Source organism: Streptosporangium sp. NPDC050855, from assembly GCF_044456585.1.
Taxonomy (GTDB): domain Bacteria; phylum Actinomycetota; class Actinomycetes; order Streptosporangiales; family Streptosporangiaceae; genus Streptosporangium; species Streptosporangium longisporum.
Genome location: NZ_JBITFY010000005.1, coordinates 260,842 through 286,587, shown reverse-complemented (window position 1 = coordinate 286,587; position 25,746 = coordinate 260,842). Strand labels below are relative to the sequence as shown.

The following is a 25,746-nucleotide window of genomic DNA, read 5'->3' as shown; positions in this document are numbered from 1 at the left end:
TCCATGACTGTCTGTCCGCGAACGGTTACGCAGGGGGAGCGTGTGCGCGACGTGACCGCGATTCGTGCGGTGCCCGGGCCGGCCGCCGGCGGGGTGCCCGCCGTGCGCCGGCGCGAGCCGGGCTGGGTGCGGGGGCACCGGGCGATGGCCGTCGTCGCCGACACCGCCTGCGCCGCACTGGCCGGGGCACTCGCGCTGATCCTCCGATTCGGCGAGGTTACCGCCTACGTCTTCCCGTACGTCGTGATGAGCACGGCCCTGCCCGCGGTCTGGGTCTGCGTGGTGGCGCTGAACCGCGCCTACGAGGCCCGTCTCGTCGGCCTGGGCTCGGAGGAGTTCCAGCGCATCCTGCAGTGCGGCTTCATGCTCACCGCCGCCCTCGCCGTCGGCGCCTACCTGACCAAGACCGAGGTGGCCCGCGGGTACGTGGTGCTGGCGCTGCCGCTGACCACGCTGCTCACCCTGCTGGCACGGTACGCGCTGCGCCGCTGCCTGCACCGCAGGCGGGCGCGGGGCGGCTGCATGCGGCGCGTCGTGGCGGCGGGCCACCGGGTGGCGGTCGCCGAGCTGGTCCGCCGGTTCCGCCGGGAGCGCTACCACGGCCTGGAGGTCGTCGGGGTGTGCGTCCCGTCCGGCGGGACGCGGCAGGTGGAGGGCGTGCCGGTGCTGGGCGACCTGTCCGACGTCGCGCTCGCGGCCGGGCGGGTCCGCGCCGACACCGTGGCCGTGCTCGCCTGCCCGGAGATGGACGGCACGGCGCTGCGCCGGCTGGCCTGGCGGCTGGAGGAGAGCGACACCGACCTGGTCGTCGCCCCCGCGCTGATGGAGGTGGCCGGGCCGCGGATCACCATCCGTCCCGCGGCCGGGCTGCCGCTGCTGCACGTGGACCACCCCGAGCTGTCCGGCCTGCGCCGGCTGCTCAAGAACCTGTTCGATCGGCTCGGCGCCGGGCTGCTGCTCGCGGTGCTGCTGCCGCTCCTGGTGGGCCTGGCGGTCGCGGTGCGCGCCTCGGGGCCCGGTCCCGTGCTCTTCCGGCAGCGCAGGGTGGGACGCGACGGCGCCGAGTTCACGATCTACAAGTTCCGGACGATGCGCGCCGACGCGGAGCATCGGAAGATCACCCTGTCCAGCGACGGCCCGGGCATGCTCTTCAAGATCCGGAACGACCCCAGGGTGACCCCGCTGGGCGCCCGGCTGCGCCGCCGCTCCCTGGACGAGCTGCCCCAGCTGATCAACGTCGTGCTGGGCGACATGTCCCTGGTGGGCCCCCGGCCGCCGCTGCCCGAGGAGGTCGCCCGGTACGGGGACGACGTCCGCCGCCGCCTGCTGGTCAAGCCGGGGATGACCGGCCTGTGGCAGGTGAGCGGCCGCTCGGACCTGTCGTGGGAGGAATCGGTACGGTTGGACCTGCGTTACGTGGAGAGCTGGTCCCTCATGCTGGACCTGCAGATCCTGTGGAAGACCTGGTCGGCTGTCGCGCGAGGAGCTGGAGCATACTGATGACCGTTCGCGACGATCACGCACTCGCCGCCGAGCTGGCGACCGAGGCGGGCGAGAGGCTGACCGCGCTGCGCGCCGAGCGCGGCTTCGCCGACCCCTCGGGGCTGCGCAAGGAGGGCGACACCGCCTCCCACCTGTTCCTGATGGAGGCCCTGTCCCGGCTGCGCCCGGACGACAGCGTGCTGTCGGAGGAGGCGACGAGCGAGGAGCGCCTCGACCCGCGCAGGCTCCGCGCCGAGCGGGTCTGGATCGTCGACCCGCTCGACGGCACCCGGGAGTTCGCCGAGGAGGGCCGCGAGGACTGGGCGGTCCACGTCGCGCTCTGGGAGCGCGGCACGCTGACGGCCGGGGCCGTGGCGCTGCCCGCCCAGGGCCGCACGCTCTCGACGCTCCAACCCCCGGTGCCGCCCGCCCCGCGGCCGGACGCCAGGCCGCGGATCGCGGTCAGCCGCACCCGGCCCCCGGAGTTCGTCCGCGCCCTCGCCGGGCTCGCCGGTGCCGACCTGGTGCCGATCGGGTCGGCCGGTGCCAAGATCTCCGCGGTGCTCACCGGGCAGGTCGAGGCGTACGTGCACGCCGGGGGCCAGTACGAGTGGGACTCGGCCGCGCCGGTCGCCGTGGCCCTCGCCTCGGGCGTCCACGCGAGCCGTGTCGACGGCTCGCCGCTGGTCTACAACCAGCCTGACCCGTCGCTGCCGGATATCCTGGTATCCCTACCGGGACTGGCGCCAACGTTGCTCGCCGGAATCCGGGATCTGCACCGCTAATCCCCGCTAGGAGAGACAGATGCTTCAGCGCGACTACACCACGTCGCAGCTCGACGTTCTCGAGGCAGAGGCCATCCACATCATGCGCGAGGTCGCGGCCGAGTTCGAGCGTCCCTGTCTGCTCTTCTCGGGGGGCAAGGACTCCATCGTCATGCTCCGCATCGCGGAGAAGGCGTTCTGGCCCGCACCCATCCCCTTCCCGCTGATGCACGTCGACACCGGCCACAACTTCACCGAGGTCATCGAGTTCCGCGACCGCCGCGCCGCCGAGCTGGGCGCGCGCCTGGTCGTCGCCAGCGTCCAGGACTCCATCGACGCCGGCCGCGTCGTCGAGGAGACCGGCCGCAGGGCCTCGCGCAACCGCCTGCAGACCACCACGCTGCTGGACGCGATCGAGGAGCACGAGTACGACGCGGTGTTCGGCGGCGCCCGCCGCGACGAGGAGAAGGCCCGCGCCAAGGAGCGGGTGTTCTCCTTCCGCGACGACTTCGGCCAGTGGGACCCGAAGAACCAGCGCCCCGAGCTGTGGAACCTCTACAACGCGAAGATCCGCAAGGGCGAGCACATCCGGGTCTTCCCGCTCTCCAACTGGACCGAGCTCGACATCTGGGACTACATCCGCCGCGAGGGCATCGAGATCCCCTCGATCTACTACGCCCACACCCGCAAGGTCTTCGAACGCGACGGCATGCTGCTGGCCGACAGCGAGTTCATCACCCGCGACGAGGACGAGCCGCTGGTGGAGATGACGGTCCGCTACCGTACCGTCGGCGACGTGACCTGCACCGGCGCGGTCCAGTCCGCCGCCGCGACGGTCGAGGAGATCATCGACGAGATCGCGGTCACTCGGATCACCGAGCGCGGCGCCACCCGCGCCGACGACCGCGCCTCCGAGGCCTCCATGGAGGACCGCAAGCGAGAGGGCTACTTCTGATGCCCTCGCGCACGCGGCGAGGCCCCTCCGGGGCGGTCCGCCCGCTCCCCGGCCCGGACGGGTGCCCGCGCACCCCCGGCGGCCGGCACCTGACCCTTGAAACGGAAGAACGACACCTCACGAGGAGGGACGGCGCCGCCCGTCGGGTCACCGACGGTCTCCTGCCGAGAATCTGATGGACATCCTTCGCTTTGCTACGGCGGGAAGCGTCGACGACGGAAAGTCGACGCTCATCGGACGGTTGCTCTTCGACTCCAAGGCGATCTTCGAGGACCAGCTCGAGGCGGTCGAGCGCACCTCCCGCGACCGCGGCACCGAGTACACCGACCTGTCGCTGCTCACCGACGGCCTGCGCGCCGAACGGGAGCAGGGCATCACCATCGACGTGGCCTACCGCTACTTCGCCACCCCCCGGCGCAAGTTCATCATCGCCGACACCCCCGGCCACATCCAGTACACCCGGAACATGGTCACCGGCGCCTCCACCGCCGACCTGGCCATCGTCCTGATCGACGCCCGCAAGGGCGTGCTGGAGCAGTCGCGCAGGCACGCGTTCCTGACCACCCTGCTGCGGGTGCCGCACCTGGTGCTGGCCGTCAACAAGATGGACCTGGTCGACTACTCCCAGGAGCGGTTCGAGCAGATCCGCGAGGAGTTCACCGCGTTCGCCTCCAAGCTCAACGCGCCGGACCTGACGTTCATCCCGATCTCGGCGCTGCACGGCGACAACGTGGTGGCGCGCTCGGAGAACACACCCTGGTACAACGGCTCCTCCCTGCTGCACCACCTGGAGCACGTGCACATCGCCTCCGACCGCAACCTGGTCGACGTGCGCTTCCCCGTGCAGTACGTCATCCGCCCGCAGCGGGCCACCGACCCGTCCCTGCACGACTACCGCGGTTACGCCGGGCAGGTGGCGGGCGGCGTGCTCAAGCCCGGGGACGAGGTCATGCACCTGCCCTCGGGGCTGGCCACCCGTATCGCGTCGATCGACACCTTCGACGGGCCGATCGAAGAGGCGTTCCCGCCGATGTCGGTGACCCTCCGGCTGGAGGACGACATCGACATCTCGCGCGGCGACATGATCTGCCGTCCCAACAACCAGCCGCACGTCTCCCAGGAGCTGGAGGCGATGGTCTGCTGGATGGCCGACACGGTCAAGCTGGCCCCGCGTTCCAAGCTGATCATCAAGCACACCACCCGTAGCGCGCGTGCCCTGGTCAAGGAGCTGCACTACCGCCTGGACGTCAACACCCTGCACCGGGACGAGACGGCCGCATCCCTCGGGCTCAACGAGATCGGGCGCGTCTCGCTCCGGGTGACCCAGCCCCTGTTCGTGGACGACTACGCCCGTAACCGCCTCACCGGCGGCTTCATCCTCGTGGACGAGGCCACCAACAACACCGTCGGCGCCGGGATGATCGTCGACGCCCGGTAGGCCGTCCGCCCGGGTGTCCTCGCCCGCGCCCGGACCGCGCCTCCTTCCGTACGCGACGGGAGGGGCACGGTCCGGGCGCGGGCGTTCCGCGTTTCCGGGCGGGGTGGGCCGGGGCGGGCGGACCCCATGGCGGGCCGGACGGCCCGTGAAGGACGAGGCGGCCCGCGGGAGGCGCGGGGCGGGGCGGTGTGGGAGGCGCGGGGCGGGCCGTGAAGGACGAGGCGGCCCGCGGCGGTGGAGGGCGAGGGTGGCCTCCCCCTCCTGTGGGTAGATCCTTTGTCCGTTCTCTGACCCCTCCGTTACGCTACGCGCTAGCCTCGTCGCGTTCCGTATCCGTGGGGTAGGGGTTCGTGCCTTGTCTGATAGTCCGTCACCCGCCCGGGTGGTCTTCCTCGGTGGCCTCGGCCGCAGCGGGACCACACTGCTGGAGCGCCTGCTCGGTGAGGTCCCCGGCATCGCGCCGCTCGGCGAGGTCGTCCACCTGTGGGCCAGGAGCGTGCTCGCGGACGAGGCGTGCGGGTGCGGCGAGCCCTTCGGGTCGTGCCCCTTCTGGGAGAAGGTCGGCGAGCGCGCGTTCGGCGGCTGGTCCGAGGAGACGGCGCGGAGGATGATCGCGCTCAGGCCGCGGGTGGACCGCACCCGGCGGATCCCCACCCTGTCCAGGCTGCTGGCCGAGGAGCAGGCGGGCACCGGCAGGTGGCCGGCGTCCGGCACCGCCGAGCTGGACGAGTACGTCGCCGCCCACCGCCGCCTGTACGACGCGGCCGGGGAGGTCGCCGACTGCCCGGTCGTGATCGACTCCAGCAAGCACGCCTCCCTGGCCTTCTGCCTGGCGGCGGCCGGGGTCGACGTCCACGTCGTCCACGTGGTCCGCGATCCCCGCGCGGTCGCGCACTCCTGGCGCCGCAGGGTCCCGCGCCCCGAGGACGGCCATCTGATGACCCACTGGTCGCCCGCCCGGACCTCGCTGCACTGGCTGAGCGAGAACCTCGGGCTGGAGCTGCTGGCCCGCAGGGGCGTCCCGGTCACCCGGGTCCGCTACGAGGACCTGCTCGCCGACCCCGCCGACACGCTCAGGCGCCTGGTCGCCGCGATCGGCGTCCCGTGCCGCCTCGACTTCCTCTCGGGCGGCTGGGCGGAGCTGTCCACGGCGCACACGGCCTCGGGCAACCCGGTGCGCTTCACGGTCGGCCGCACGGAGCTGACCAGGGACGACGGCTGGCGGGCCGCGGCGTCGTCCCGTCGCCTGCGCCTGGTCACCGCGCTGACCTGGCCACTCATGATCAAGTACGGTTACCACAGGAGACTCGCGTGAACACATCGGTGGGTGTCGTCATCCCCACCCGGGGACACCGGCCCGACCAGCTGCGCGCGGCCACGCTCGCCGTGCTCGGCCAGGATCATCCCGGTCCCGTCGAGGTCGTGGTCGTGGTGGACGGGGGCGACCCGGCCTGGGTCGCCGACCAGGTGGCCGACCTGCTGGTCGGCAGGGCGCTGACCCCCGGCCCGCAGGACGCGCCCGCGCGCGGGGTGCGGGTGATGGCCAACCGGCTCACCCCCGGCCTGCCCGGCGCCCGCAACACCGGCATCGCGGCGCTCGCCACCGACCTGGTCGCGTTCTGCGACGACGACGACCAGTGGCTCCCCGGCAAGCTCACCGCCCAGGTCGCGGCGCTGGAGGCCGAGCCGCGGGCGCGCTTCTCCAGCTGCGCCATCGAGGTCGAGTACGGCTCGCGCCGCATCCCCCGCCTGGCCGGGACCGGCCGCGTCACCTACCGCCACCTGGTGCGCTCGCGGATGGTGATGGTGCACTCCTCGACGTTCGTGTTCCGGCGCGGTGGTCTCTGGGTGGACGAGAGTGCCCCCGGAGGCCAGAACGAGGACTGGGACCTGGCGCTGCGCGCCGCCGCCCAGCACCCCATCGTGCACGTCGACCGGCCCCTGGTCCGGGTGCGCTGGGGCGGGTCGGCGTACGTGACCCGCTGGGCCGATCGAATCGCCGGGCTGGAGTGGATGCTCGCCCGGCACCCTGATCTGGCCGTGGATCCGCGCGGCGCGGCGCGGGTCTACGGTCAGCTCGCCTTCCACCACGCGGCCCTGGGCCGGAGGCGGGAGGCGGGCCGCTGGGCCTGGCGGGCGTTCACCGCCCGGCACGGCGAGCCACGGGCGCCCATCGCGCTCGCGGTCGCGGCCGGGCTGCTCCCCGCGCGGGGCCTGCTCAGCGTCCTGCACCACCGGGGACGCGGTATCTGATGGCGCCCCTGGCCGAGCACCCGCGCACGACCGTCCGCCCCGGTCCCGCGACGGCACCGTTCCTCACCGTGCCCCTCACGACGAAGCCCGTCGTGACGCCCTTCCCGGTGGCGCCGCCGCTGCCGTCGTCGTCGCCCGTGTCGTCCGCGCGGGTACCGTTCGCGAGCGCGTGGGGGGCAGGGCTCCCGCGGGTGGTCGTGCCCCGTGACATCCGGCCCGCTCCGTCCGCCGTCCACGGGGGCGCGTTCACCGACCACCGGGCCGTGTCCGTCGATCACGTGTCCGTCGATCACGGTCCGGTGCCCGGCCTGCCCGCCGTCGCCGGGCAGGCCGGGACCCCGGGCACCGCGCGGGGGGCGGCACGGGCCACCTCCCGAGGGCGGAGCCGGCCCGACAGGGCCACCTCCCGTCGGCGGGCCCGGCCGGACAAGGCCACCCGGAGGCGGCTGCGCAGGCGCGTGCACGTGGCCGGGATCGCGTTCGACCCGATGACCGAGGGCGAGGTCGTCGACCACGTGGTGGCCGCGCTGAAAGGCGGCAGGGGCGGTCACCTGGTGACCCCCAACGTCGACATCGGCCGGATCGCCGCCCGTGACCCCCGGGCCCGGGAGCTGGTCGAGGGCGCCGACCTCGTCGTCGCGGACGGCATGCCGCTGGTGTGGGCGGCGAGATTGCTCGGCACCCCCGTCCCCGGCCGGGTCACCGGTGCCGACCTGATCTGGTCGCTGTCCGAGGCCGCAGCCTTCTACCGCCACCCGGTGTACCTGCTGGGCGGTCCGAAGGGCGCACCCGGGCGGGCGGCCCGCGAGCTGGTGGCCCGCCATCCCGCGCTGGTGGTCGCCGGGACCGACAGTCCGCCGCACGGGTTCGAGGACGACCCCGACGCCTACGCCCGCGTGCGCGACGCGGTGATCGCCGCCGCTCCCCGGCTGGTCTTCGTCGGGCTCGGGTTCCCCCGGCAGGAGCGGCTCATCGCCTCGCTCCGCCGGGACCTGCCGGGCACCTGGTTCGTCGGCTGCGGCTCGGCGGTCGCCTTCGCCGCGGGCACCGCGCGCCGCGCGCCGAGGTGGATGCGCCGCGCGGGCCTGGAGTGGCTCTTCCGGCTGGTACGGGAACCGGGCAGGCTGGCCCGCCGCTACCTGGTCGACGACCTGCCGTACGCGATCCGCCTCCTGACCGTCTCGCTGGTCCGCGGCCTGTTCTCCTGAACGCCCGGCTCCGGCCGAGGCTCCTGGGCTTCGGTCTCAGGGCTCCGGGTGCCCCCCGAAGGCCAGCTCCCTGACCCGGCGGGCCTCCCGCAGGCTCAGCCGGGCACCGGCCTCGGCGACGGCGCGGCGCGAGTCCGTCGGCCGGTAGGCCGTGCGGGACAGGCCGTGCCAGGCGAAACCGGCGGCGCTCGCCCGGGGGGCGGCCGTGCACGCGCGGCGGACACGCTCGCGGGCGCGGGCGGACCAGGTCAGGCCCGCCCACTCGTACAGGCGGCGGAAACCCGCCGACGGGTCGAGGGCCAGGTCCTCGTAGCGGGCCAGCATGATCCGCGGATGCCGGCCGGCCAGCTCGGTGGCGCTGACCGCCGCCGCCCGCCACAGGGCGGCGGCCGTGGCGACGCGGTCCCGGGAGCCCGCGAGCGGGCGCAGCTCCTCCAGGTGCGGGTGGTCGCGCATCAGCAGCGGTTGGTCGAACAGCTCGCGGAGGTGGACCGTCCAGCCCAGCCGCTGCCAGCTGCCGACGAACGCCACCGGGTCGCGCAGCAAGATGATCACCCGGCAGTCCAGCCGGTCGGCGAACCAGCCCGCCGAGAAGAGCGCGAACGGGTCGTCCAGCAGCGCCCGGCGCCCGGCCAGCCGCCCCAGCGTGAACGCGGTGCCGTGCCGGACCATCCTCGCCAGGTCGTACGGGGAACGGTTGCGGCGCAGCTCGGCCAGGAACCCGTAGCGCAGCGCGACGGTCCGGGTGAAGGCGGGCAGCCAGTCCCGCTCGTTGTCCGGGCAGATGTACTGGAAGCGGTGCCCGACCACGGCGTCCAGCACACCGGGGCAGTGACCGGGCGGGTGCTCGGGGTTGAGCGGCTCGTTGACGTAGACCAGCTCCCCACCGGCGGCGAGCATCCTGCCCGTCCAGCTCGTCCCGCTCCGGGGAAGCCCGGTGACCAGCACGGGGGTCACCGCGTCCACCGCGTGTACCGTGTCCACCGCGCTGACCATGCCGGTCGTGTCCACCGTGTCCACAGTGTCCACCGTGTCCACAGGGCCTGGGGTTTCCGCCACGGGCCGAGGGGGCGCAGGCCGTACCGGCGGTGGACGTGCCGGAGCGGCAGCAGGTTCTTGACCACCGTGCCGCCCGCCCAGCCGAGGGCGGCGCCGAGCGAGCCCAGGGAGGGGATCAGCAGCAGGTCCAGCAGCACCGTCGTGGCCAGGGCCGCGACGAGGTACGCCAGGCCGGCACCGGTGTGCCCGGCGGCGGTCAGCGCCACGTCGGCCATCCCGCACGCGGTGGCGAGCAGCATGGTCGCGGCCAGCACCAGCGCCACCGGCGCGCCCGGGGCGTACTCCTCGCCGAGGACGGCGCCGAGCAGCCAGGGCGCGAGCGCCGCGTACCCCAGCCAGATCGGCCAGGTGAGCGCGACCAGCCAGCGGGTGGACGACCGGTACAGCTCACGGGCGCGCGGCAGGTCGCCTTCGGCCAGGGCGCGCACCAGCCTCGGCTGCGCCGCCTGCGCCAGCCCCTGCCCGGCGAGCTGGCCCACGACCTTGAACCGGGTGGCGGCGGTGTAGACGGCCGCCTCCGCCGGACCGGCCAGCCAGGCCACGACCACGATGTCCAGCCGCTGGAACACCGCCTGGATCCCCGCGGCCAGCGACCGAGGCCAGGTGTGGCGCCACAGCTCGCGCGCGGCACCCGGCGGGCCGGACGTTCCCGGCAGCCGCCGGCGCAGCCAGAGCCAGGCCAGCAGCAGGACCACCGGGTACGGCAGCGCCCAGGCCGCGACCAGCGGTGCCACCGAGCCGCCACCACCGTCCCCACCGCCACCGCTCCCCTCGCCCCCGCCGGCCGTCACCGCCGTACCGACCAGGACGAGCTGGGCCACCGGCTGGAGCACGCCGGTCAGCAGCAGCGTCGGCCGCATCGAACCGAACCCGCGGGTCGCGCTCACCACGACGCCCGAGCACGTCACCGCGGGCAACGCCACCGCCAGCACCCGTAGCGCGGGATCGGGGACGGTCAGGAAGACCACGACGCCGACGGCCGACGAGAGCGACGCCACCGGGACCATCGCCGCGCGGAGGTGTGCCGCAGCGCGCGGACGGTCCACGGTGTGCGGGTGGCCTGTGGCGTCCGGGGGGCCGGACGGCCGGGACCGGGCGATGAGGTGGACCAGCCCGTTCCCCGCGTCCAGCCGCAGCACCGTGGCGGCCAGCAGGCACAGGGTGGTCGCCGCGAAGAAGGTCCCGGCCGTCCGCGGGTCCGTCCCCCTGGCGACCAGCACGACCGTCAGGAACTGCGCGACGGCACCGGTACCCGCCCCGGCCAGCCCGGCCACCCGCGCCACCCTGTGGGCCCGGTCCGTCCCCTCGGCCGGGGTCAGCGGCGCCACGAGGGCTCCGTGCCCAGCCACGAGATCAGCAGGGCGTCCTGCTCCTCGAAGCGGTCGGTCAGCTCGCGGCGCAGGGACGGGGGCATGGGGGACGGTCTGGGCCGGGCGTTGTACCGCTCGAACACCGGGTCCCCCAGGTGGGGCAGCCCGAGGAACGCCAGCACGCGGTCGTAGGTGACCTCCGGTTCGGCGAAGAACCGGCCGCTGTCCAGGACGAGGATCCGTTCCCGGCCGACCAGGGGCTCCAGCCGGGCGAGCTGCTCGGCGTAACGTCCCCTGGCCAGGTAGGCGTGATGGCGGTGGGCCAGGCTCGTCGAGTTCGGTGCGGCGCACAGCGCCTCGGCCACCCCGGCCAGCCGTTCCTCCTCCAGCTCGACGGCCCTGGCGAAGGACGGCTCGGTCTCGAACCCCCTGGCCAGCTCGTGGGCGTGCGCGGAGAAGGCCCGCTCGACGGGGTCGCGGACGAGCACGATCAGCCTGGCGCCCGGCAGGTCGCGGGCGATCCGCGGCCCGGCGAGCGGGTGGAACAGGTAGTAGGGCGACGACTCGAAGACCTGTGGCCGGTGGCCGTACCTGCGTGCCGCCCGGGAGAGCGACATCCGCAGCGGGAAGTGGGCCCGGTACCACGACGGGCCCCGGTCGTAGGCCACGTCGAAGTAGTGCACGCCCTTGCGCAGCAGGGGCTTGAAGATCAGCGGGTGCTGGGACAGGGCGCGGTACAGCGAGGTGGTGCCGCAGCGCTGGGCCCCGACGATGAGGAAGGTGGGGGGCGTCCGCCGTGCCGAGGTGAGGCGCCCCGCGGCCTGGGAGATCGCGTGGGCCGCGCGTTTCAGCTCGGGCCTCAGCGCCGGGGGCACGACCGCGGGCCTCACAGCAGGCTCTCCTGGCCGTCGAGGACCGGGCTGAGCCATACCTCGGGAGGGCCGAGGGGGGCGTGGCCGTCGGCCGCGTGCCGGTCGGCGAGCGCGATCAGGTAGCGCAGGGCGGTGAGCCGGGACTCGGCGGCCGACAGCCCGAACGGGGCCAGGATCCGCAGGGAGCGCGCCACGCACGCCCCGGCCGCGGTGACCGGGTCCTGGCGGCGCAGCGCGCGGTGGAGGAAGTGGTGGACGGCGTCGAAGCCCAGGGGAACCCCCGTGCCGAACCGTTCCCAGTCCCAGACCAGCAACCGCCCGTCGGGCCCCCGCGAGATGTTCCACGACGCCAGGTCCCCGTGCCAGGCGAAACGAGAGGCCCGGTGGTACGGGGTCTCGGGACATGGGGGCTCGGGGGGTCCGGTGCCGGGGAACGCGCGGCCGGGGAACGGAGCCGCGGGGATGTGGGCGATCTCGGTGATCGCGGCCGTGAGGACGTCGTCGCGGATCCGTCCCCGCCGCACCGGGAGCGGGGTCAGCGCCAGGACGGACAGGCCGCGCCACGACCCGTGGTGCAGCACGGCCGGTGGGACGACGGTCTTCAGCGGCACGCCGGCGAGCAGGCCGAGGGTCCGTGCCTCGTGCGCGACGAGCTCCCGGGTGAGGTCGGTGTCGCCGATCTTCACGAAGGCGATCGGCCCGTCCGGGGCGTGCGCCTCCAGGATCGGTTTGCGGTTGGCCCGCCGGGCCGGGGGCACCCGCAGCGTGACGCGGAGACGGGTGCCGAAGATCTCGCTCAGGTGGCTCTCGATGCCCCCTCGCCGCACCATGACCCGTCCGCCCGGATGCCACCACGCGCGCGGGACCAGCCTGCGGGGGAGCAGCCGGTGCGGGAGCAGGGTGTACGGTCTCGGCTCGCCGGGACCGGGGAAGAGCAGGTCGACGGTCCGGTCGAGATAGCGCAGGCGGGCGTGGGCGTCGTTCATGCGGCCGTGCTCGCCATCGAGTTCCTCCAGAGCAGCGCGAACGAGACCAGGTACAGGCTGAGCGGCGTGACCAGGCCGTCGTAGACGAACATGTAGAGCAGGGTGAGGATCATCACGAGGACCCCGGCCATGCCGATCGGGCTGCGGTCACGCCAGTGGCGGCGGACGGCCCCGGCGAAGAACGCCACGTAGAGCGCGGCTCCCGTGAACCCCTGAGTGATCATGAGGTGCCAGAGGTGGCCGTCGCCGCCCAGCGGCGGGTGACCGCAGGTGACGCACCAGTCGGTCTTCCCGGTGGTGATCGTCCGGTGGTTGCCCCTGGCGTTGCGGGTGTTGCCGTACCCGATGATCGGGGAGGTGACCGCGGCCGCGACGGTGGCCGTCACGGTGAAGCCGCGGATGTCGTTGCTGTGCGGGCTCTCCAGCCGCTGGGCCACCATCGTGCGCAGGGGGCTGAGGGCGAACACCAGCGTTCCCGCCGCCAGGATCGCGCAGGTCACGACGCGTGCACGCCCGCCCAGACGCACCAGCAGGTACGCGGCGGCGACGCCGAGCCCGATCCACAGCCCGCGGTTGAGCGAGTAGACCACCGGGATCGCGGCCAGCGCGACCAGCAGGACCGCGGCCGTCCGCCTGCGCGGGCCGCCGTACACCCACCAGCCGACCACGAACCAGACGAGCAGCACCGACAGGTTGCCGCCCCAGGCGTTGGCCCACTCGAACGGCGCCTCGGGGCGGGGCGAGGGGTGGCCGAGGACCCACTGCGTCTGCGCCGCGGTGGGGTGGATCAGGTTCTGCACGAAGGGATTGCCGCTGATCCAGCCCGGGAGGATCAGCTCGACCGGCGAGGTGAACGCGGCACGGGGTGCGAACACGCCCAGCAGCCCGCCCGCCACGGTCGTGACGAACAGCGCGCCGAGCATCCGTACCAGGGTGAGCTGCGGCAGCTCCTCCTCGGTCAGGTTGCCCAGGTAGAGCACCATGATCAACAGGGAGACGTAGAGGACGAGGCGCATCAGGTAGCCGATGAGCCGCCCGGCGCCGAACTCGCCGTAGGTGCCCGGCGGCATCTCGCCGAGCATGACCGCGCTGATCAGGTACCCCGCGAGGAGGAGCAGCCAGAGGCCGAACCCGCGCGGTGCCCTGATCGGCCGTCTCCGCCACAGCACCGCCGCCATGGCCGGGGCCACGACGACAACGCAGAGGCCACCGAAGCCGAGGGCCCACCAGACGGGGTACCCCACCAGGAACGCGGCGATCGGCCAGGCGGCCGGACGCAGGCCCCTCACCGTCGGCGTCCCCTCCGCCCGGCGGCGACCTGCCGCTCCTGTGGAACGTTCCCATGGGGCTCCGGGTCCGGAGGACCCTCGGGCACCCCGGGGTTCGGGTGCGCGGAGCACGGGGGATGCGGTGGGGGAAGCGAGGGGGACGAAGGGGGTGCGGCGGGGGAGACGGAGGACGGAGGGGGCGAGAGTGCCGGGATCATCGGGTTCACAGGACTCACAGGACTCACAGGACTCGCCGGGCCCGTAGGGCTCGCCGGGGGAGGTGGTGCGGCCCGGTGCCCTCCCGCCAGGCCGGCGAGGGGAAGACCGGTCCTTTTCGGAAGAGCCTCGCGGTCCCTGCCGCCCGGGTCCCGTCCGTCCACCCGAGGGACGTCCTCGCGCCCGAAGTCCTCGTGCCGAGGAGGTTCGTGCCGGGGAGGCTCATGCCCAGGGACCTCGTGCCCGGCGATCTCCTGGCGGCCGGCCTCGCGTGCTCGCTTCCCCCCGGGACGGGGAGCGGGCGGGGGCCGTACGGCGGACGGCGGGAGCGCGCCGCCGGTGAGCAGGGTGCCCGCCACCGGGACCCCGCGCTCCCGCAGGGCCCGTGCGGCACGCCTGACCTCCCTGGGGGAGGTGCCGGGCACGGAGACCACGAGCACGGCGCCCGCCAGGCCGCGCAGCTCCTCGTCGCCGACCGCGTCGAGGCCGGTCAGCCGCCGGACGTCGGCGGCGGTGCGCAGGGTGGTGTCGAGGCGGTCGCGGACCCAGGCGAGGCCGACCCCGCAGAGCAGCCCGGCCATCAGGCCGCTGCCCAGGTACAGGGGAGGACGCGGGGCGCGGGGCTCGCTGGGGGCCACCGGCGGACCGATCACCGAGCCGGGGGTGACGGCGACCGTCCTGAGGGCGTCGTACCGGGCGGTGAGGGCGTGCACCTGGCGGAGGAGGACGTTCTGCCGCTGGAGGGTCAGGGCGCGCTCGGAGGTGCCGGTGCCCAGCCCGGGAAGGGCGGTGGCGACCGCGGTGAGGCTCGCGTTGACCTGCTTCAGCTTGGCCAGCACCGTCCTGAGCTGGGCGCTGAGGGCCCGGGTGGCGGTCTCGCGCCGCTGGGCCAGGTAGGCCAGGGAGTAGGCGTTCGCGCACGAGGCCGCCGCCGCCGGTGCGGCGGCCGTGCAGGAGATCTCCAGGACCGAGGTGTTGGGCGGTACGGAGACCTCGGCCGGCCCGGGCAGGCCGGCGAACAGCCCGCGGGCCTTGGCGGCGACCACCGCGGACCGGGCGACCTGGGCCTCGGTGTCGAGGTTGAGCGGTTCGCGCTGGCGGGCGGTCACCTGGTTGACCTGCTCCTGCGGGCCCACCGGGGTCACCAGGACCTGTGCGGAGGCGGTGTACGAGGGCGGGGTGAGCCACAGCAGGGTGAGGCCGCCGCCGGTCCCGGTGAGGAGCATGGACAGGACGGCCAGCCGGCGACGGCGCAGGAGCGACACGTAGTCCGCCAGGTCTCCGCCTGAACGACGGGTGGGGGCGTCCGGTGACGGGCTCATGTTTCGCGGGTGCCTCTCGGGCGAGCAGCTGCGGGAACCCTTGGAACTATAGGTCGGCTTTTCCTTTCCCCGGAGGGGTACGCAGGATTTTCCTCGCGTTGGTCCGGCTGATCACATCCATATAACGACCGTTTATTGGACATGTCCCGCCGTCGGCTCCGGGACTGTGGAATGGAGCGGCAAAGTTCAGGGCGAGGCACGTCCGGGCGATGGAAAGGTGTTCCCCCGAGACGGCCGGCGAATGCCTGCGGACGACATCTGCGAGGGATCGTTGCATCAGACAAATGGTTCTATAGAGGTAATTCCGCGTATGGTCAAAATAGGCGGTTCAGGGCTCGTCCTGGCGCTCGGGCTGGGGTGCGTGGCACTGGCCGTCGCGGGGGTGAGCGGGTGCAAGGGCGCCGCCTGCGCGGCCGGGGCCGCGGGCTCGGACACCGCCGGTGCCGCGGGCGCCCGGAGCGGACAGGACGGCCACAGCGGACAGAGCGGCCACAGCGGACAGAGCGGTCACAGCGGCCATAGCGGACAGGGCGGCCACGACGGTCACGGTGAGCGCGGCGGGCAGAGCGGGTCAGGAGCCGCGGAGGCCGCCGATCCCGGCACCGGCGGTGGCGGGCGGGGGCGGACCGGCTGCGAGGTCTCCCGCACGCTCGTCCCCTCCTGCGGTGCCTGGTGGGGGGTCGCACCGGAGATCTTCACCGGACGGCGCCCGGAGCGGGCACTGGAGCGCGCCGAGAGGCGGATGGGCCGTCCGGCCGCCGTCATGCACGTCTACCACCGCGGTGACGAGCTCTTCCCGACCTCCGCCGAGCGCGCCATCGCCCGCGACCCGGACGGCCGCAGGCTCCTGCTGGTCAACTGGAAGCCGTCCGTGGACAACTCCCACACCTGGGCGGAGATCGCCGGCGGCGCGCTGGACGCGCGGATCGACCGGCTGGCCGCCCACATCGTGAGGACCTTCCCCGAGAGGTTCTTCCTCACCGTTCACCACGAGCCCGAGAACGACGTCCTGGAGACCCCGGGCGCGGGGATGTCCGCCGCCGACTACGCGGCGATGTTCCGGCACGTGGTACGGCGGCTGCGCGCCGGTGGCGTGACCAACGCCGTCACGGTGATGACCTACATGGGCGCGCCCAACTGGGCCTCCAAGCCCTGGTTCGAGCGGCTCTACCCGGGCGACGACGTGGTCGACTGGGTGGCGATGGACCCCTACGCCGACCGCCGGGTCGACGGCTTCGACGCGCTGGTCAACAAGATCCGTCCGGACTTCCCCCGGTGGCCCGGGTTCTACCGCTGGACGGGGGAGCGTTTTCCCGGCAAGCCCGTCATGGTGGCCGAGTGGGGCGTCTTCGAACGGCACGACCGGCCCGGCTTCAAGGAGTCCTTCTTCACCTCGGTACGGGCCGGGCTGCGCGACTACCCGAGGATCAAGGCCCTGGTCTACTTCGACTCGCCGCGCGCCCCCCGGGGGGACACCAGGTTCGACACGACGCCGGGCGCGCGCAGGGCCTTCGGCGAGCTCGCCGGCGACCCCCGCCTGCGCCCGGCCGTCCCCTCCGGCTGATCCGCGCGCCCCCGCCCGATCCGCGCCCCGCTCGATCCGCGCGCTCCCACGAGGGCGAGGGCCAGGGCGGGGTCAGCGGATCCAGCCGCCCTGGATCAGCGGGTCGAGCACCTGGTGCACCGCCCGGTCCACACCGATGTCGGTGGTGTCGATCTCCAGGTCGGCGTCGTCCGGCTCCTCGTACGGGTCGGAGATGCCGGTGAAGCCGGGGATGAGCCCGGCGCGGGCCTTGGCGTAGAGCCCCTTGCGGTCGCGGCGCTCGCACTCGGCCAGCGGGGTCGAGATGTGGACCAGCACGAAGTCGGCGCCGACGGCCTCGACCATCGCGCGCACCTCCTCGCGGGTGGCCGCGTACGGCGCGATGGGCGCGCAGATCGCCAGCCCGCCGTGCCGGGCGACCTCGGCGGCGACGAAGCCGATGCGGCGGATGTTGAGGTCGCGGTCCTCCTTGGAGAAGGTCAGTCCCGCCGAGAGCAGGTGGCGCACCACGTCGCCGTCGAGGAAGGTCACCGTGCGGCTGCCGCGCTCCAGCAGCGCGTCGTGCAGCCCGCGGGCGACGGTCGACTTGCCCGAGCCGGACAGGCCGGTGAAGAAGACCACCAGCCCCCGCCGGTGCGGCGGCCCGGGGATCGTCACGGGCTCCGGGCCGGCCAGGTGCTCGGTCGCGCCGTAGGCCTCGGCGATCCGCTCGCGCAGCTCCAGGTCCAGCGCGGGCTCCCGGGGCGCCAGCGGCACCACCGCCACCAGCGTGTCCTCGGGCAACCGGTCGCGGGCCTTGAGCGCGGCGCGGACCACCGCGGGCCCGCCCTCGCCGTACGCCAGCGGGAGCAGCAGGATCGACGCCTCCAGCTCCTGGGCGGTCGCCAGCAGGTCGTCGAGGTCGCCCAGCGGCCCGCGCATGGTCACGGCCAGCACGGACTCGCGCTCGCCCAGCTCCTTGCGGATCTCCGCGGGCGGGCGGCGGAGCCGGGCGAACGGGCCGTGCTGGGGGACGTCCAGCGCCTCGACCGGCCCGCAGACGAAGCCGTCCTCGCGCCCTTCCACGGTCAGCACGGCCAGCGCCGCGCCCTCGGGGTCGCGCAGGGTGATCCGGTCGCCGGGGGCGGCCGGATGGTCGTCCGGCAGCACCAGGGTGACCGGCACCGGCCACGGCGTGCCGTCGGCGAGCGTGCCGCGCTCGTCGACCGAATGCGCGTCGGCCGAGCTCAGAAAGCCCGTCAGCGGCGTGAAGGCGCCGGAGAGCAACAGCTCGAGGTCGGCCAGCTCACGGGCGTCGGGGGTCCACTCGAAAGGCGCCGTCATCTGCTCCACAATCCCGCTCGTCGGACGTTCCGGCCCGCCCGCCCCGGATGGCGCCCCCCTCGGGCGAGCCGGAGACGACCGGCGGCCGGATCTCAGACCAGCCGGGCGAAGTGGCTCTGGGGTTTGCGGATCACCATGGTCACCTCGTCGCGAGATGCGGGCCGGCGCCCCCTGGAGAGGGTCTCCACCGCCGAGCAGGCGGCGCGGGCAAGCTTACCGAGAGGTCCGTCCAGCGCGGGCCCGCTGCGGGCGGAGATGTCCTCGGTCACCATCAGCCCGCGTACCAGGCAGAAGGAGTGCATGCCCTCGCGTGAGGCGATCGGCTCGTAGACGGCCGGCAGCGGCCCCACCGTGCCCGGCGGGGTGAACCTGCGCCACAGCAGCCGCCGCAGCGCCGCCGGTGTCCGCCGGTCGCACACCCCGTACGCCGAGGCGCGGTCGCGCATCCTGACCAGCAGCAGCCCGCCGGGGCGCAGCCCTGTCAGCAGCCGGTCGAGCACCAGTTCGGCGTGCTCGATCCTCTCCAGCAGGAACGACACGTAGACGACGTCGAACGCACGCGGCGGCACCGGCACCGAGCGCAGGTCGCCCAGCGTCCAGGAGTCCAGGTCCTTGCGGGCGGACGTGCTGGTGCGCAGGACGGGCAGGTCCTCGTCGATGCCGATGACCCTGGTCTCCATCTGCGCCAGATCGAGTGGTTCCGGCCATCCGCACCCGGCGATCAGGACGTCGAGCCGCCGGCCGAGCAGGCCGCTCCACTGATCCCTGATCCGCTGACTCAGCAAATCGTCTCGGTCGACGACCGATCTCACCTCAGACATATAACGGAGAGTAGTCAACACAGCACGATTCATCGTGCATTTACCGCTCCATGCGAGGGCGGGCGGCGGGCCAAGTAGCCTTGACGGGGTACCCCGTGTCTTCTCCGGCCCGGGGACGTCGTGTTGCCGTCGTGGGGCTGTGGGCGAATCTGATGAGCCTTTCCGGACTTCTTGATCTTGTCGTCGGGGAGCCTAAGCTGGCTTCCCTCCTCCGGGACGTGCGCGGGGGCGACCCCTCCGACGTGGCGCTGGTCGCGCCGCCCGCGCTGCGGCCCTTCGCGGTGGCCGCGCTGGCCAGGGAGGGGGCCAAGGGCACGGCCAGGACCGTGCTGGCGGTGACCGCCACCGGGCGCGAGGCCGAGGATCTCGCCTCGGCCCTGACCAGCCTGCTGGACGAGAGCACCGTGGCGGTCTTCCCCGCCTGGGAGACGCTCCCGCACGAGCGCCTGTCGCCGCGCGGCGACACCGTGGGCCAGCGGCTCGCGGTGCTGCGCAGGCTGGCCCACCCGGTCGAGGGCGACCACTCGGCCGGGCCGCTGCACGTGGTCGTCGCGCCCGTCAGGGCCCTGCTCCAGCCGATCGTGCGCGGCCTGGGGGGCCTGCGGCCGGTACGGCTGCGCGCCGGGGACGACGCCGACCCGGATTCGGTGGTGCACGCCCTGGTGGAGAACGGCTACCACCGGGTGGACATGGTGGAGCGGCGCGGCGAGGTCGCCGTCAGGGGCGGGCTGCTCGACATCTTCCCGCCCACCGAGGAGCACCCGCTGCGCCTGGAGTTCTGGGGCGACACGGTCGAGGAGATCCGCTGGTTCAAGGTCGCCGACCAGCGGTCCCTGGAGGTGGCCGAGGACGGCCTGTTCGCCGCGCCGTGCCGGGAGCTGCTGCTGACCCCCGAGGTCAGGGCGCGGGCCCGGGAGCTGGCCGAGGCGCACCCGGCGCTGGCCGAGATCCTGGAGCAGCTGGCCGAGGGCGTCCCGGTGGAGGGCATGGAGGCGTTCGCCCCGGTGCTGGCCGGGGAGATGGACCTGCTGATCGACCACCTGCCCGAGCAGTCGGCGATCTTCGTGTGCGACCCGGAGCGGATCCGCGGGCGCGCCGACGAGCTGGTGCGCACCAGCCAGGAGTTCCTGGAGGCGTCCTGGATCACCGCGGCCTCCGGTGGCGAGGCCCCGATCGACCTGGGGGAGGCGGCCTTCCGCACGCTGGAGGAGGTGCGGGACCACGCGCGCGAGCTGAGCCTGCCCTGGTGGTCGATCGCGCCGTTCGGCGGCGGGGACGACGCGGACCCCGAGGGCGGCCGGGACGACGGCCTGGTGCTGACCGCGCGCGAGGTGGAGTCCTACCGGGGCGACACCCAGCGGGCGCTGGCCGACATCAAGGGCTGGCTGGACTCGGGCCGGGTCGTCGTCCTGCTGAGCGAGGGCCACGGCCCGGCCGAGCGCATGGTCGAGCTGCTCAAGGGCGTCGACCTGCCCGCCCGCCTGGAGCCGGGCCTGACCGGGACGCTCGACGCCAAGGTCGTGCACGTCGCCACCGGCCTGGTCGAGCACGGCTTCGTGACCCCGTCGCTGGCCGTGCTGACCCACCTGGACCTGGTCGGCCAGAAGGCGTCCACCAAGGACATGCGGCGGCTGCCCTCGCGGCGCCGCAACATGGTCGACCCGCTCCAGCTCAAGATCGGCGACCACGTCGTGCACGAGCAGCACGGCGTGGGCCGCTACGTGGAGATGGTGCAGCGCACCGTGCAGGGCGCCACCCGCGAGTACCTGGTGATCGAGTACGCCAAGGGCGACCGGCTCTACGTGCCCACCGACCAGCTCGACGAGGTCACCCGCTACGTCGGCGGCGAGTCGCCCACCCTGAACCGGATGGGCGGCGCCGACTGGGCCAAGGCCAAGACCAAGGCCAAGAAGGCGGTCAAGGAGATCGCCGGGGAGCTGATCCGGCTCTACTCGGCCCGGATGGCCTCGCCCGGCCACGCCTTCGCCCCCGACAGCCCCTGGCAGCGGGAGATGGAGGACGCCTTCCCCTACGCCGAGACGGGCGACCAGCTGGAGGCCATCGACGAGGTCAAGCGCGACATGGAGCGCCCGATCCCGATGGACCGGCTGATCTGCGGCGACGTGGGCTACGGCAAGACCGAGATCGCGGTGCGGGCGGCGTTCAAGGCCGTGCAGGACGGCAAGCAGGTGGCCGTGCTGGTGCCGACCACGCTGCTGGTGCAGCAGCACATGTCCACCTTCGCCGAGCGCTTCTCCGGCTTCCCGCTCAACGTCAGGCCGCTGTCGCGGTTCCAGAGCGACGGGGAGGTCTCCGCGACCCTGGAAGGACTGCGCGAGGGCTCGGTCGACGTGGTGATCGGCACGCACCGGCTGTTCTCGCCCGAGGTCAGGTTCAAGCAGCTCGGCCTGATCATCATCGACGAGGAGCAGCGGTTCGGCGTCGAGCACAAGGAGGCCATGAAGCACCTGCGCACCCAGGTCGACGTGCTGGCCATGTCCGCCACCCCGATCCCGCGCACCCTGGAGATGGGCCTGACCGGCATCCGGGAGATGTCCACGATCCTCACCCCGCCCGAGGAGCGGCACCCGATCCTGACCTTCGTCGGCCCGTACGACGAGAAGCAGATCGGCGCGGCGATCCGGCGCGAGCTGATGCGCGACGGCCAGACCTTCTTCGTGCACAACCGGGTGTCCAGCATCGGCAAGGTCGCGGCCATGCTGCGCGAGCTGGTGCCCGAGGCCAGGGTCGCGATCGCGCACGGCCAGATGCAGGAGCACCAGCTCGAGAAGATCATGGTGGGCTTCTGGGAGCGCGACTTCGACGTGCTGGTCTGTACCACGATCGTCGAGTCGGGCCTGGACGTGCCCAACGCGAACACGCTGATCGTCGACCGGGCCGACACCTACGGGCTGTCCCAGCTCCACCAGCTCCGGGGCCGGGTCGGCCGGGGCCGCGAGCGCGGCTACGCCTACTTCCTGTACCCGCCGGAGAAGCCGCTCACCGAGACCGCGCACGAGCGCCTGGCCACGATCTCCCAGCACACCGAGATGGGCGCGGGCATGTACGTGGCCATGAAGGACCTGGAGATCCGCGGCGCCGGCAACATCCTGGGCGCCGAGCAGTCCGGTTTCATCGCCGGGGTCGGCTTCGACCTGTACGTGCGGATGATGGCCGAGGCCGTCCAGGAGCAGAAGGCCAAGCTGGCGGGCACCCCCCGCGAGGACGAGCGGCCCGACGTCAAGGTCGAGCTGCCGATCAACGCTCACATCCCGCACGACTACGTGACCTCCGAGCGGTTGCGCCTGGAGGCGTACAAGCGGATCGCCGCGATCGGCTCCGACGACGACATCGCCGCGGTCCGCGACGAGCTCGTCGACCGGTACGGCCGGCCGCCCCAGCAGGTGGAGAACCTGCTGGAGGTCGCCCGCTTCCGGATCCGGGCCCGCCGCGCGGGGCTCACCGACGTCACCCTGCAGGGGGCGAACATCAAGTTCGCGCCGGTGGAGCTGCGCGACTCCCAGCAGGTCAGGCTGCAGAGGCTGTACCCGAAGGCGTTGCTGAAGCAGGCCGCCGGTACGTTGCTGGTGCCCGTGCCCAAGACCAGACCGCTCGGCGGCCAGCCGCTGCGCGACCTGGACCTGCTCAAATGGTGTGGTGATCTCGTCGAGGCCATGTTCCTCGAAGCCGTACGGGTAGAGTAAGCGGCGTTTGTCGTGAAGGGAACGCATGTGAAGTCGACTCGAGTACGCGTCATCCTGGCGGTCGCCGCCGCCGGGGTCGCGCTGACCGCCTGTTCTCCCAACCAGGCGGGCGCCGCCGCCGTCGTGGGCGGGGAACGGATCAGCTCCGGTGAGCTGGACAGGAACGTGCGCGAGTACGAGGCGGCGCTGGCCAAGGCCGGCGTCAACGCCTCGCAGCTGCAGTTCCAGGACAGCGTCCCGCAGCTCGTGCTCTTCCAGCTGGTCAACGCCAGGCAGTACGCGAAGGTCGCCGAGAGCAAGGGCATCACGGTCACCGAGGGCGAGATCGACCAGGTGATCGCGAGCCAGGGCGGCCCGCAGAAGTTCGAGCAGGCGATGCTCCAGCAGGCCGTGGCCCCCTCGAAGGCGCGCGACTTCATGAGGTCGCAGGTGCTGATCAACAAGCTCGTCGCCAAGTACGGCGGTGGCAACGACGAGGCGGCCCTGCAGCGCGGCCAGGCGCAGGCGATCAAGGACCTGCAGACCGTGAAGGTCGAGTGGAGCCCCCGGTACGGTCAGATCAACACGCAGCGCAGCGAGCAGCAGCCCAGCGTCTTCGTCGACGCCGGTCGCTTCGGCACCGCCGGCAAGTCCGCGGCCGCTCCCGCGCCGCCGCAGCAGTAGCGCCGGGCATGCCGCTGATCGTCGTCACCACCTCGCCCCGGGTCGCCCCGGGGCTGCTCGGCCACCACGCGTGGCAGGTGCTCCGACAGGGGCCGGTCCGCACCGGCTCCGCCGCCCACCCGCACCTGCCCTACCTGGCCGAGGCCGGGGTGCAGGTGGAGGTGGTCGCGCCGGACCCGGCCGCGCTGGTCCGCGAGGCGCAGGCGGCGACCGTGGTGTGGCTGGAGGCCGACGAGGCGCTGATGCGCTCGATCGGCCATGCCGCCGTGGCGCTCGACGACCCGCCGGTGATCGAGATCGTGCCCGGCTCCTACGACCTGCCCGGCGCCCGGCTGCTGGACCTGGTCGCGGTGATGGACCGGCTCCGCGTCGAATGCCCCTGGGACGCCCGCCAGACGCACGAGTCCCTGGCCCCGTACCTCATCGAGGAGGCCTACGAGGTGCTGGAGGCCATCGAGGAGGGCGACCACGCGGCGCTCCGCGAGGAGCTGGGCGACCTGCTGCTGCAGGTGGCCTTCCACGCGCGGGTCGCCCGGGACCGGTCCGGCGAGGCCGGTGACGCCGGTGACGCCGCCGGGGCGTTCGACATCGACGACGTGGCCGACGGGATCGTCTCCAAGCTCGTCCGCCGCCACCCGCACGTCTTCGCCGACACCCGGGTGGACGGCGCGGGCGAGGTCAGCGCCAACTGGGAGACGATCAAGGCGGCCGAGCGGGCGGCCAAGAACGGCGGCGACCCGGGGTCGGCCGTCGACGGCGTCCCGATGGGCCAGCCCGCCCTGTCGCTGGCCGCCCAGCTGCTGCGCCGCGCCGAGCGCGCCGGAGCCCCGGTCGAGGTGCCCGAGCAGATCCCGGCCGACGGCCTGGGCGCGCGGCTCTTCGAGCTGGTACGCCAGGCGCACGCGGCCGGGCTCGATCCCGAGGCCGAGCTGCGCGCCGTCGCCCGCGCCTACCGCGACCGGGTCCGCGACCTGCCGCCCTGACGTCGCCACGAGGACCGGGCCGCGAGGACCGGGCGGGGTGAGGTCCGAAGCCGTGACAGGACCGGGGACGGACGCGTGAGAGACCGAGGTCCGAAGCCGTGAGAGACCCGGGGACGGACGCGTGAGAGAGGCGGGACACCTTTCACGAGGTGTCCGGGACGTGAAGGGTTCCCGGCCGCGAGGTGACGGGATCGCGGTACCCGGTCCCGGCCGCCGTACCGGTAAGTAGGGCTCGGTAGGCTTCTGAGGCAAACTGTCCTGCGACTTTAGGAGCGCTTCGTGGCTTCCATCGAGGGCGTAACCGCCCGCGAGATCCTTGACTCCCGGGGCAACCCGACGGTCGAGGTCGACATCCTCCTGGACGACGGCAGCCAGGGTCGTGCCGCGGTTCCCAGCGGTGCGTCCACCGGCCAGTTCGAGGCCGTCGAGCTACGTGACGGCGACGAGCGCTACGGCGGCAAGGGCGTGGAGAAGGCCGTCCTGGGGGTGACCGACGAGATCGGCGACGAGATCCTCGGCTTCGACGCGGCCGAGCAGCGCAGCATCGACCAGGTCATGATCGACCTGGACGGCACGCCCAACAAGGCGCGGCTGGGCGCCAACGCGATCCTGGGCGTCTCGCTGGCCGTGGCCAAGGCCGCCGCCGAGAGCGCCGAGCTGCCGCTGTTCCGCTACCTCGGCGGGCCCAACGCGCACGTGCTGCCGGTGCCGATGATGAACATCCTCAACGGAGGAGCGCACGCCGACAGCAACGTCGACGTCCAGGAGTTCATGATCGCGCCCATCGGGGCGGAGACGTTCCGCGAGGCCGTGCGGATGGGCACCGAGGTCTACCACGCGCTCAAGGGCGTGCTCAAGGAGAAGGGCTACGCCACCGGTCTGGGCGACGAGGGCGGCTTCGCCCCGAACCTCCCCTCCAACCGCGACGCGCTCGACCTCATCCTGGTCGCGATCGAGAAGGCCGGGTACGTGCCCGGCGAGGACATCGGGCTGGCGCTGGACGTGGCCGCCTCGGAGTTCCACTCCGACGGCGTCTACACCATCGACGGCAAGGGCCTGTCCTCGGCCGAGCTGATCGCCTTCTACGAGGACCTGGTCGCCGGCTACCCGCTGGTCTCCATCGAGGACCCGCTGGACGAGAGCGACTGGGAGGGCTGGAACGCCATCACCCGCGCCCTCGGCGACAAGGTGCAGCTCGTCGGCGACGACCTGTTCGTGACCAACCCCGAGCGCCTGGCCCGCGGCATCGCCGAGGGCACCGCCAACGCGCTGCTGGTCAAGGTCAACCAGATCGGCACCCTGACCGAGACCCTCGACGCGGTGGACCTGGCCCACCGCAGCGGCTACCGCTGCATGATGAGCCACCGCAGCGGCGAGACCGAGGACACCACGATCGCCGACCTCGCCGTGGCCACCAACTGCGGCCAGATCAAGACCGGTGCCCCGGCCCGTTCCGACCGGGTGGCCAAGTACAACCAGCTGCTCCGCATCGAAGAGCTTTTGGACGACGCGGCCCGTTACGCGGGTCGTGCCGCGTTCCCGCGGTTCCGACGGTAGTTTCTCGTCTGGCGGCCCG

General features: G+C 73.2%; 20 protein-coding genes. 12 read left to right on the top strand and 8 right to left on the bottom strand.

Translation table 11 applies throughout. The annotated features are described in order from the left end of the window. Nucleotides 1-3: 3 nt before the first annotated feature. From ACIBCT_RS13820 to ACIBCT_RS13790, 7 genes are all read left to right on the top strand, one after another. The gene (locus ACIBCT_RS13820) at nucleotides 4-1,500 is read left to right on the top strand and encodes a sugar transferase (protein WP_399188185.1); all 1,497 of its coding nucleotides are present in this window, start codon (nucleotides 4-6) and stop codon (nucleotides 1,498-1,500) included. Next, the gene (locus tag ACIBCT_RS13815; RefSeq protein ID WP_399188184.1) at nucleotides 1,500-2,267 is read left to right on the top strand and encodes a 3'(2'),5'-bisphosphate nucleotidase CysQ; all 768 of its coding nucleotides are present in this window, start codon (nucleotides 1,500-1,502) and stop codon (nucleotides 2,265-2,267) included. The genes ACIBCT_RS13820 and ACIBCT_RS13815 overlap by 1 nt, the downstream gene beginning before the upstream one ends. Nucleotides 2,268-2,286: 19 nt before the next feature. Next, the gene (cysD, locus tag ACIBCT_RS13810) at nucleotides 2,287-3,201 is read left to right on the top strand and encodes a sulfate adenylyltransferase subunit CysD (RefSeq protein ID WP_399188182.1); all 915 of its coding nucleotides are present in this window, start codon (nucleotides 2,287-2,289) and stop codon (nucleotides 3,199-3,201) included. A 175-nt stretch (nucleotides 3,202-3,376) separates the two neighbouring features. After that, a complete protein-coding gene (gene cysN, locus ACIBCT_RS13805; RefSeq protein WP_399188180.1) occupies nucleotides 3,377-4,639 on the top strand; it encodes a sulfate adenylyltransferase subunit CysN in 1,263 nt (420 codons plus the stop codon). Nucleotides 4,640-4,994: 355 nt separating this feature from the next. After that, the gene (locus ACIBCT_RS13800; protein WP_399188178.1) at nucleotides 4,995-5,954 is read left to right on the top strand and encodes a sulfotransferase; all 960 of its coding nucleotides are present in this window, start codon (nucleotides 4,995-4,997) and stop codon (nucleotides 5,952-5,954) included. After that, a complete protein-coding gene (locus tag ACIBCT_RS13795; protein WP_344899047.1) occupies nucleotides 5,951-6,892 on the top strand; it encodes a glycosyltransferase in 942 nt (313 codons plus the stop codon). Before ACIBCT_RS13800 ends, ACIBCT_RS13795 begins: the two co-directional genes overlap by 4 nt. 263 nt (nucleotides 6,893-7,155) lie before the next feature. Next, a complete protein-coding gene (locus ACIBCT_RS13790) occupies nucleotides 7,156-8,100 on the top strand; it encodes a WecB/TagA/CpsF family glycosyltransferase (RefSeq protein WP_399188176.1) in 945 nt (314 codons plus the stop codon). Between the two features lie 36 nt (nucleotides 8,101-8,136). On the opposite strand, the gene ACIBCT_RS13785 is transcribed toward ACIBCT_RS13790, so the two are convergent. Genes ACIBCT_RS13785 through ACIBCT_RS13760 form a run of 6 tightly spaced genes read right to left on the bottom strand, consistent with a single transcriptional unit; the run spans nucleotide 8,137 to nucleotide 15,133 of the window. Further along, complete coding sequence (locus tag ACIBCT_RS13785) at nucleotides 8,137-9,120, bottom strand: sulfotransferase (protein ID WP_399188174.1); 984 nt, start codon at nucleotides 9,118-9,120, stop codon at nucleotides 8,137-8,139. After that, complete coding sequence (locus ACIBCT_RS13780; protein WP_399188172.1) at nucleotides 9,054-10,487, bottom strand: lipopolysaccharide biosynthesis protein; 1,434 nt, start codon at nucleotides 10,485-10,487, stop codon at nucleotides 9,054-9,056. Before ACIBCT_RS13780 ends, ACIBCT_RS13785 begins: the two co-directional genes overlap by 67 nt. Continuing rightward, nucleotides 10,475-11,359, bottom strand: a complete 885-nt coding sequence (locus ACIBCT_RS13775; protein ID WP_399188170.1) for a sulfotransferase family protein — start codon at nucleotides 11,357-11,359, stop codon at nucleotides 10,475-10,477. The genes ACIBCT_RS13780 and ACIBCT_RS13775 overlap by 13 nt, the downstream gene beginning before the upstream one ends. Next, on the bottom strand, nucleotides 11,356-12,327 hold the full coding sequence (locus tag ACIBCT_RS13770; RefSeq protein WP_399188168.1) for a hypothetical protein: 972 nt from the start codon (nucleotides 12,325-12,327) through the stop codon (nucleotides 11,356-11,358). Before ACIBCT_RS13770 ends, ACIBCT_RS13775 begins: the two co-directional genes overlap by 4 nt. Further along, a complete protein-coding gene (locus tag ACIBCT_RS13765; RefSeq protein WP_399188166.1) occupies nucleotides 12,324-13,616 on the bottom strand; it encodes a hypothetical protein in 1,293 nt (430 codons plus the stop codon). Before ACIBCT_RS13765 ends, ACIBCT_RS13770 begins: the two co-directional genes overlap by 4 nt. Continuing rightward, nucleotides 13,613-15,133 carry a Wzz/FepE/Etk N-terminal domain-containing protein gene (locus ACIBCT_RS13760; protein WP_399188164.1) on the bottom strand — a complete coding sequence of 507 codons (1,521 nt, stop codon included), beginning with the start codon at nucleotides 15,131-15,133 and terminating at the stop codon, nucleotides 13,613-13,615. The genes ACIBCT_RS13765 and ACIBCT_RS13760 overlap by 4 nt, the downstream gene beginning before the upstream one ends. Nucleotides 15,134-15,443: 310 nt before the next feature. Between ACIBCT_RS13760 and ACIBCT_RS13755 the strand changes: the two genes are divergently transcribed. Continuing rightward, on the top strand, nucleotides 15,444-16,697 hold the full coding sequence (locus ACIBCT_RS13755) for a glycoside hydrolase family 26 protein (protein WP_399188162.1): 1,254 nt from the start codon (nucleotides 15,444-15,446) through the stop codon (nucleotides 16,695-16,697). A gap of 72 nt (nucleotides 16,698-16,769) precedes the next feature. On the opposite strand, the gene cysC is transcribed toward ACIBCT_RS13755, so the two are convergent. Both cysC and ACIBCT_RS13745 read right to left on the bottom strand, forming a co-directional pair. Then, on the bottom strand, nucleotides 16,770-17,999 hold the full coding sequence (gene cysC, locus ACIBCT_RS13750; RefSeq protein WP_399188160.1) for an adenylyl-sulfate kinase: 1,230 nt from the start codon (nucleotides 17,997-17,999) through the stop codon (nucleotides 16,770-16,772). 92 nt (nucleotides 18,000-18,091) lie between these two features. Beyond that, complete coding sequence (locus tag ACIBCT_RS13745) at nucleotides 18,092-18,820, bottom strand: class I SAM-dependent methyltransferase (RefSeq protein ID WP_399188158.1); 729 nt, start codon at nucleotides 18,818-18,820, stop codon at nucleotides 18,092-18,094. A 152-nt stretch (nucleotides 18,821-18,972) separates the two neighbouring features. Between ACIBCT_RS13745 and mfd the strand changes: the two genes are divergently transcribed. From mfd to eno, 4 genes are all read left to right on the top strand, one after another. Further along, complete coding sequence (gene mfd / locus ACIBCT_RS13740) at nucleotides 18,973-22,524, top strand: transcription-repair coupling factor (protein ID WP_399188156.1); 3,552 nt, start codon at nucleotides 18,973-18,975, stop codon at nucleotides 22,522-22,524. A 27-nt stretch (nucleotides 22,525-22,551) separates the two neighbouring features. After that, nucleotides 22,552-23,187 (top strand): SurA N-terminal domain-containing protein, encoded by a 636-nt coding sequence (locus tag ACIBCT_RS13735; RefSeq protein ID WP_399188154.1) that lies wholly within the window; start codon nucleotides 22,552-22,554, stop codon nucleotides 23,185-23,187. Between the two features lie 8 nt (nucleotides 23,188-23,195). Next, entirely contained in the window at nucleotides 23,196-24,170 is a 975-nt protein-coding gene (locus ACIBCT_RS13730; protein ID WP_399188152.1) for a MazG family protein, read from the top strand. Between the two features lie 279 nt (nucleotides 24,171-24,449). Next, entirely contained in the window at nucleotides 24,450-25,727 is a 1,278-nt protein-coding gene (eno, locus tag ACIBCT_RS13725) for a phosphopyruvate hydratase (protein ID WP_399188149.1), read from the top strand. Nucleotides 25,728-25,746: the final 19 nt, after the last annotated feature.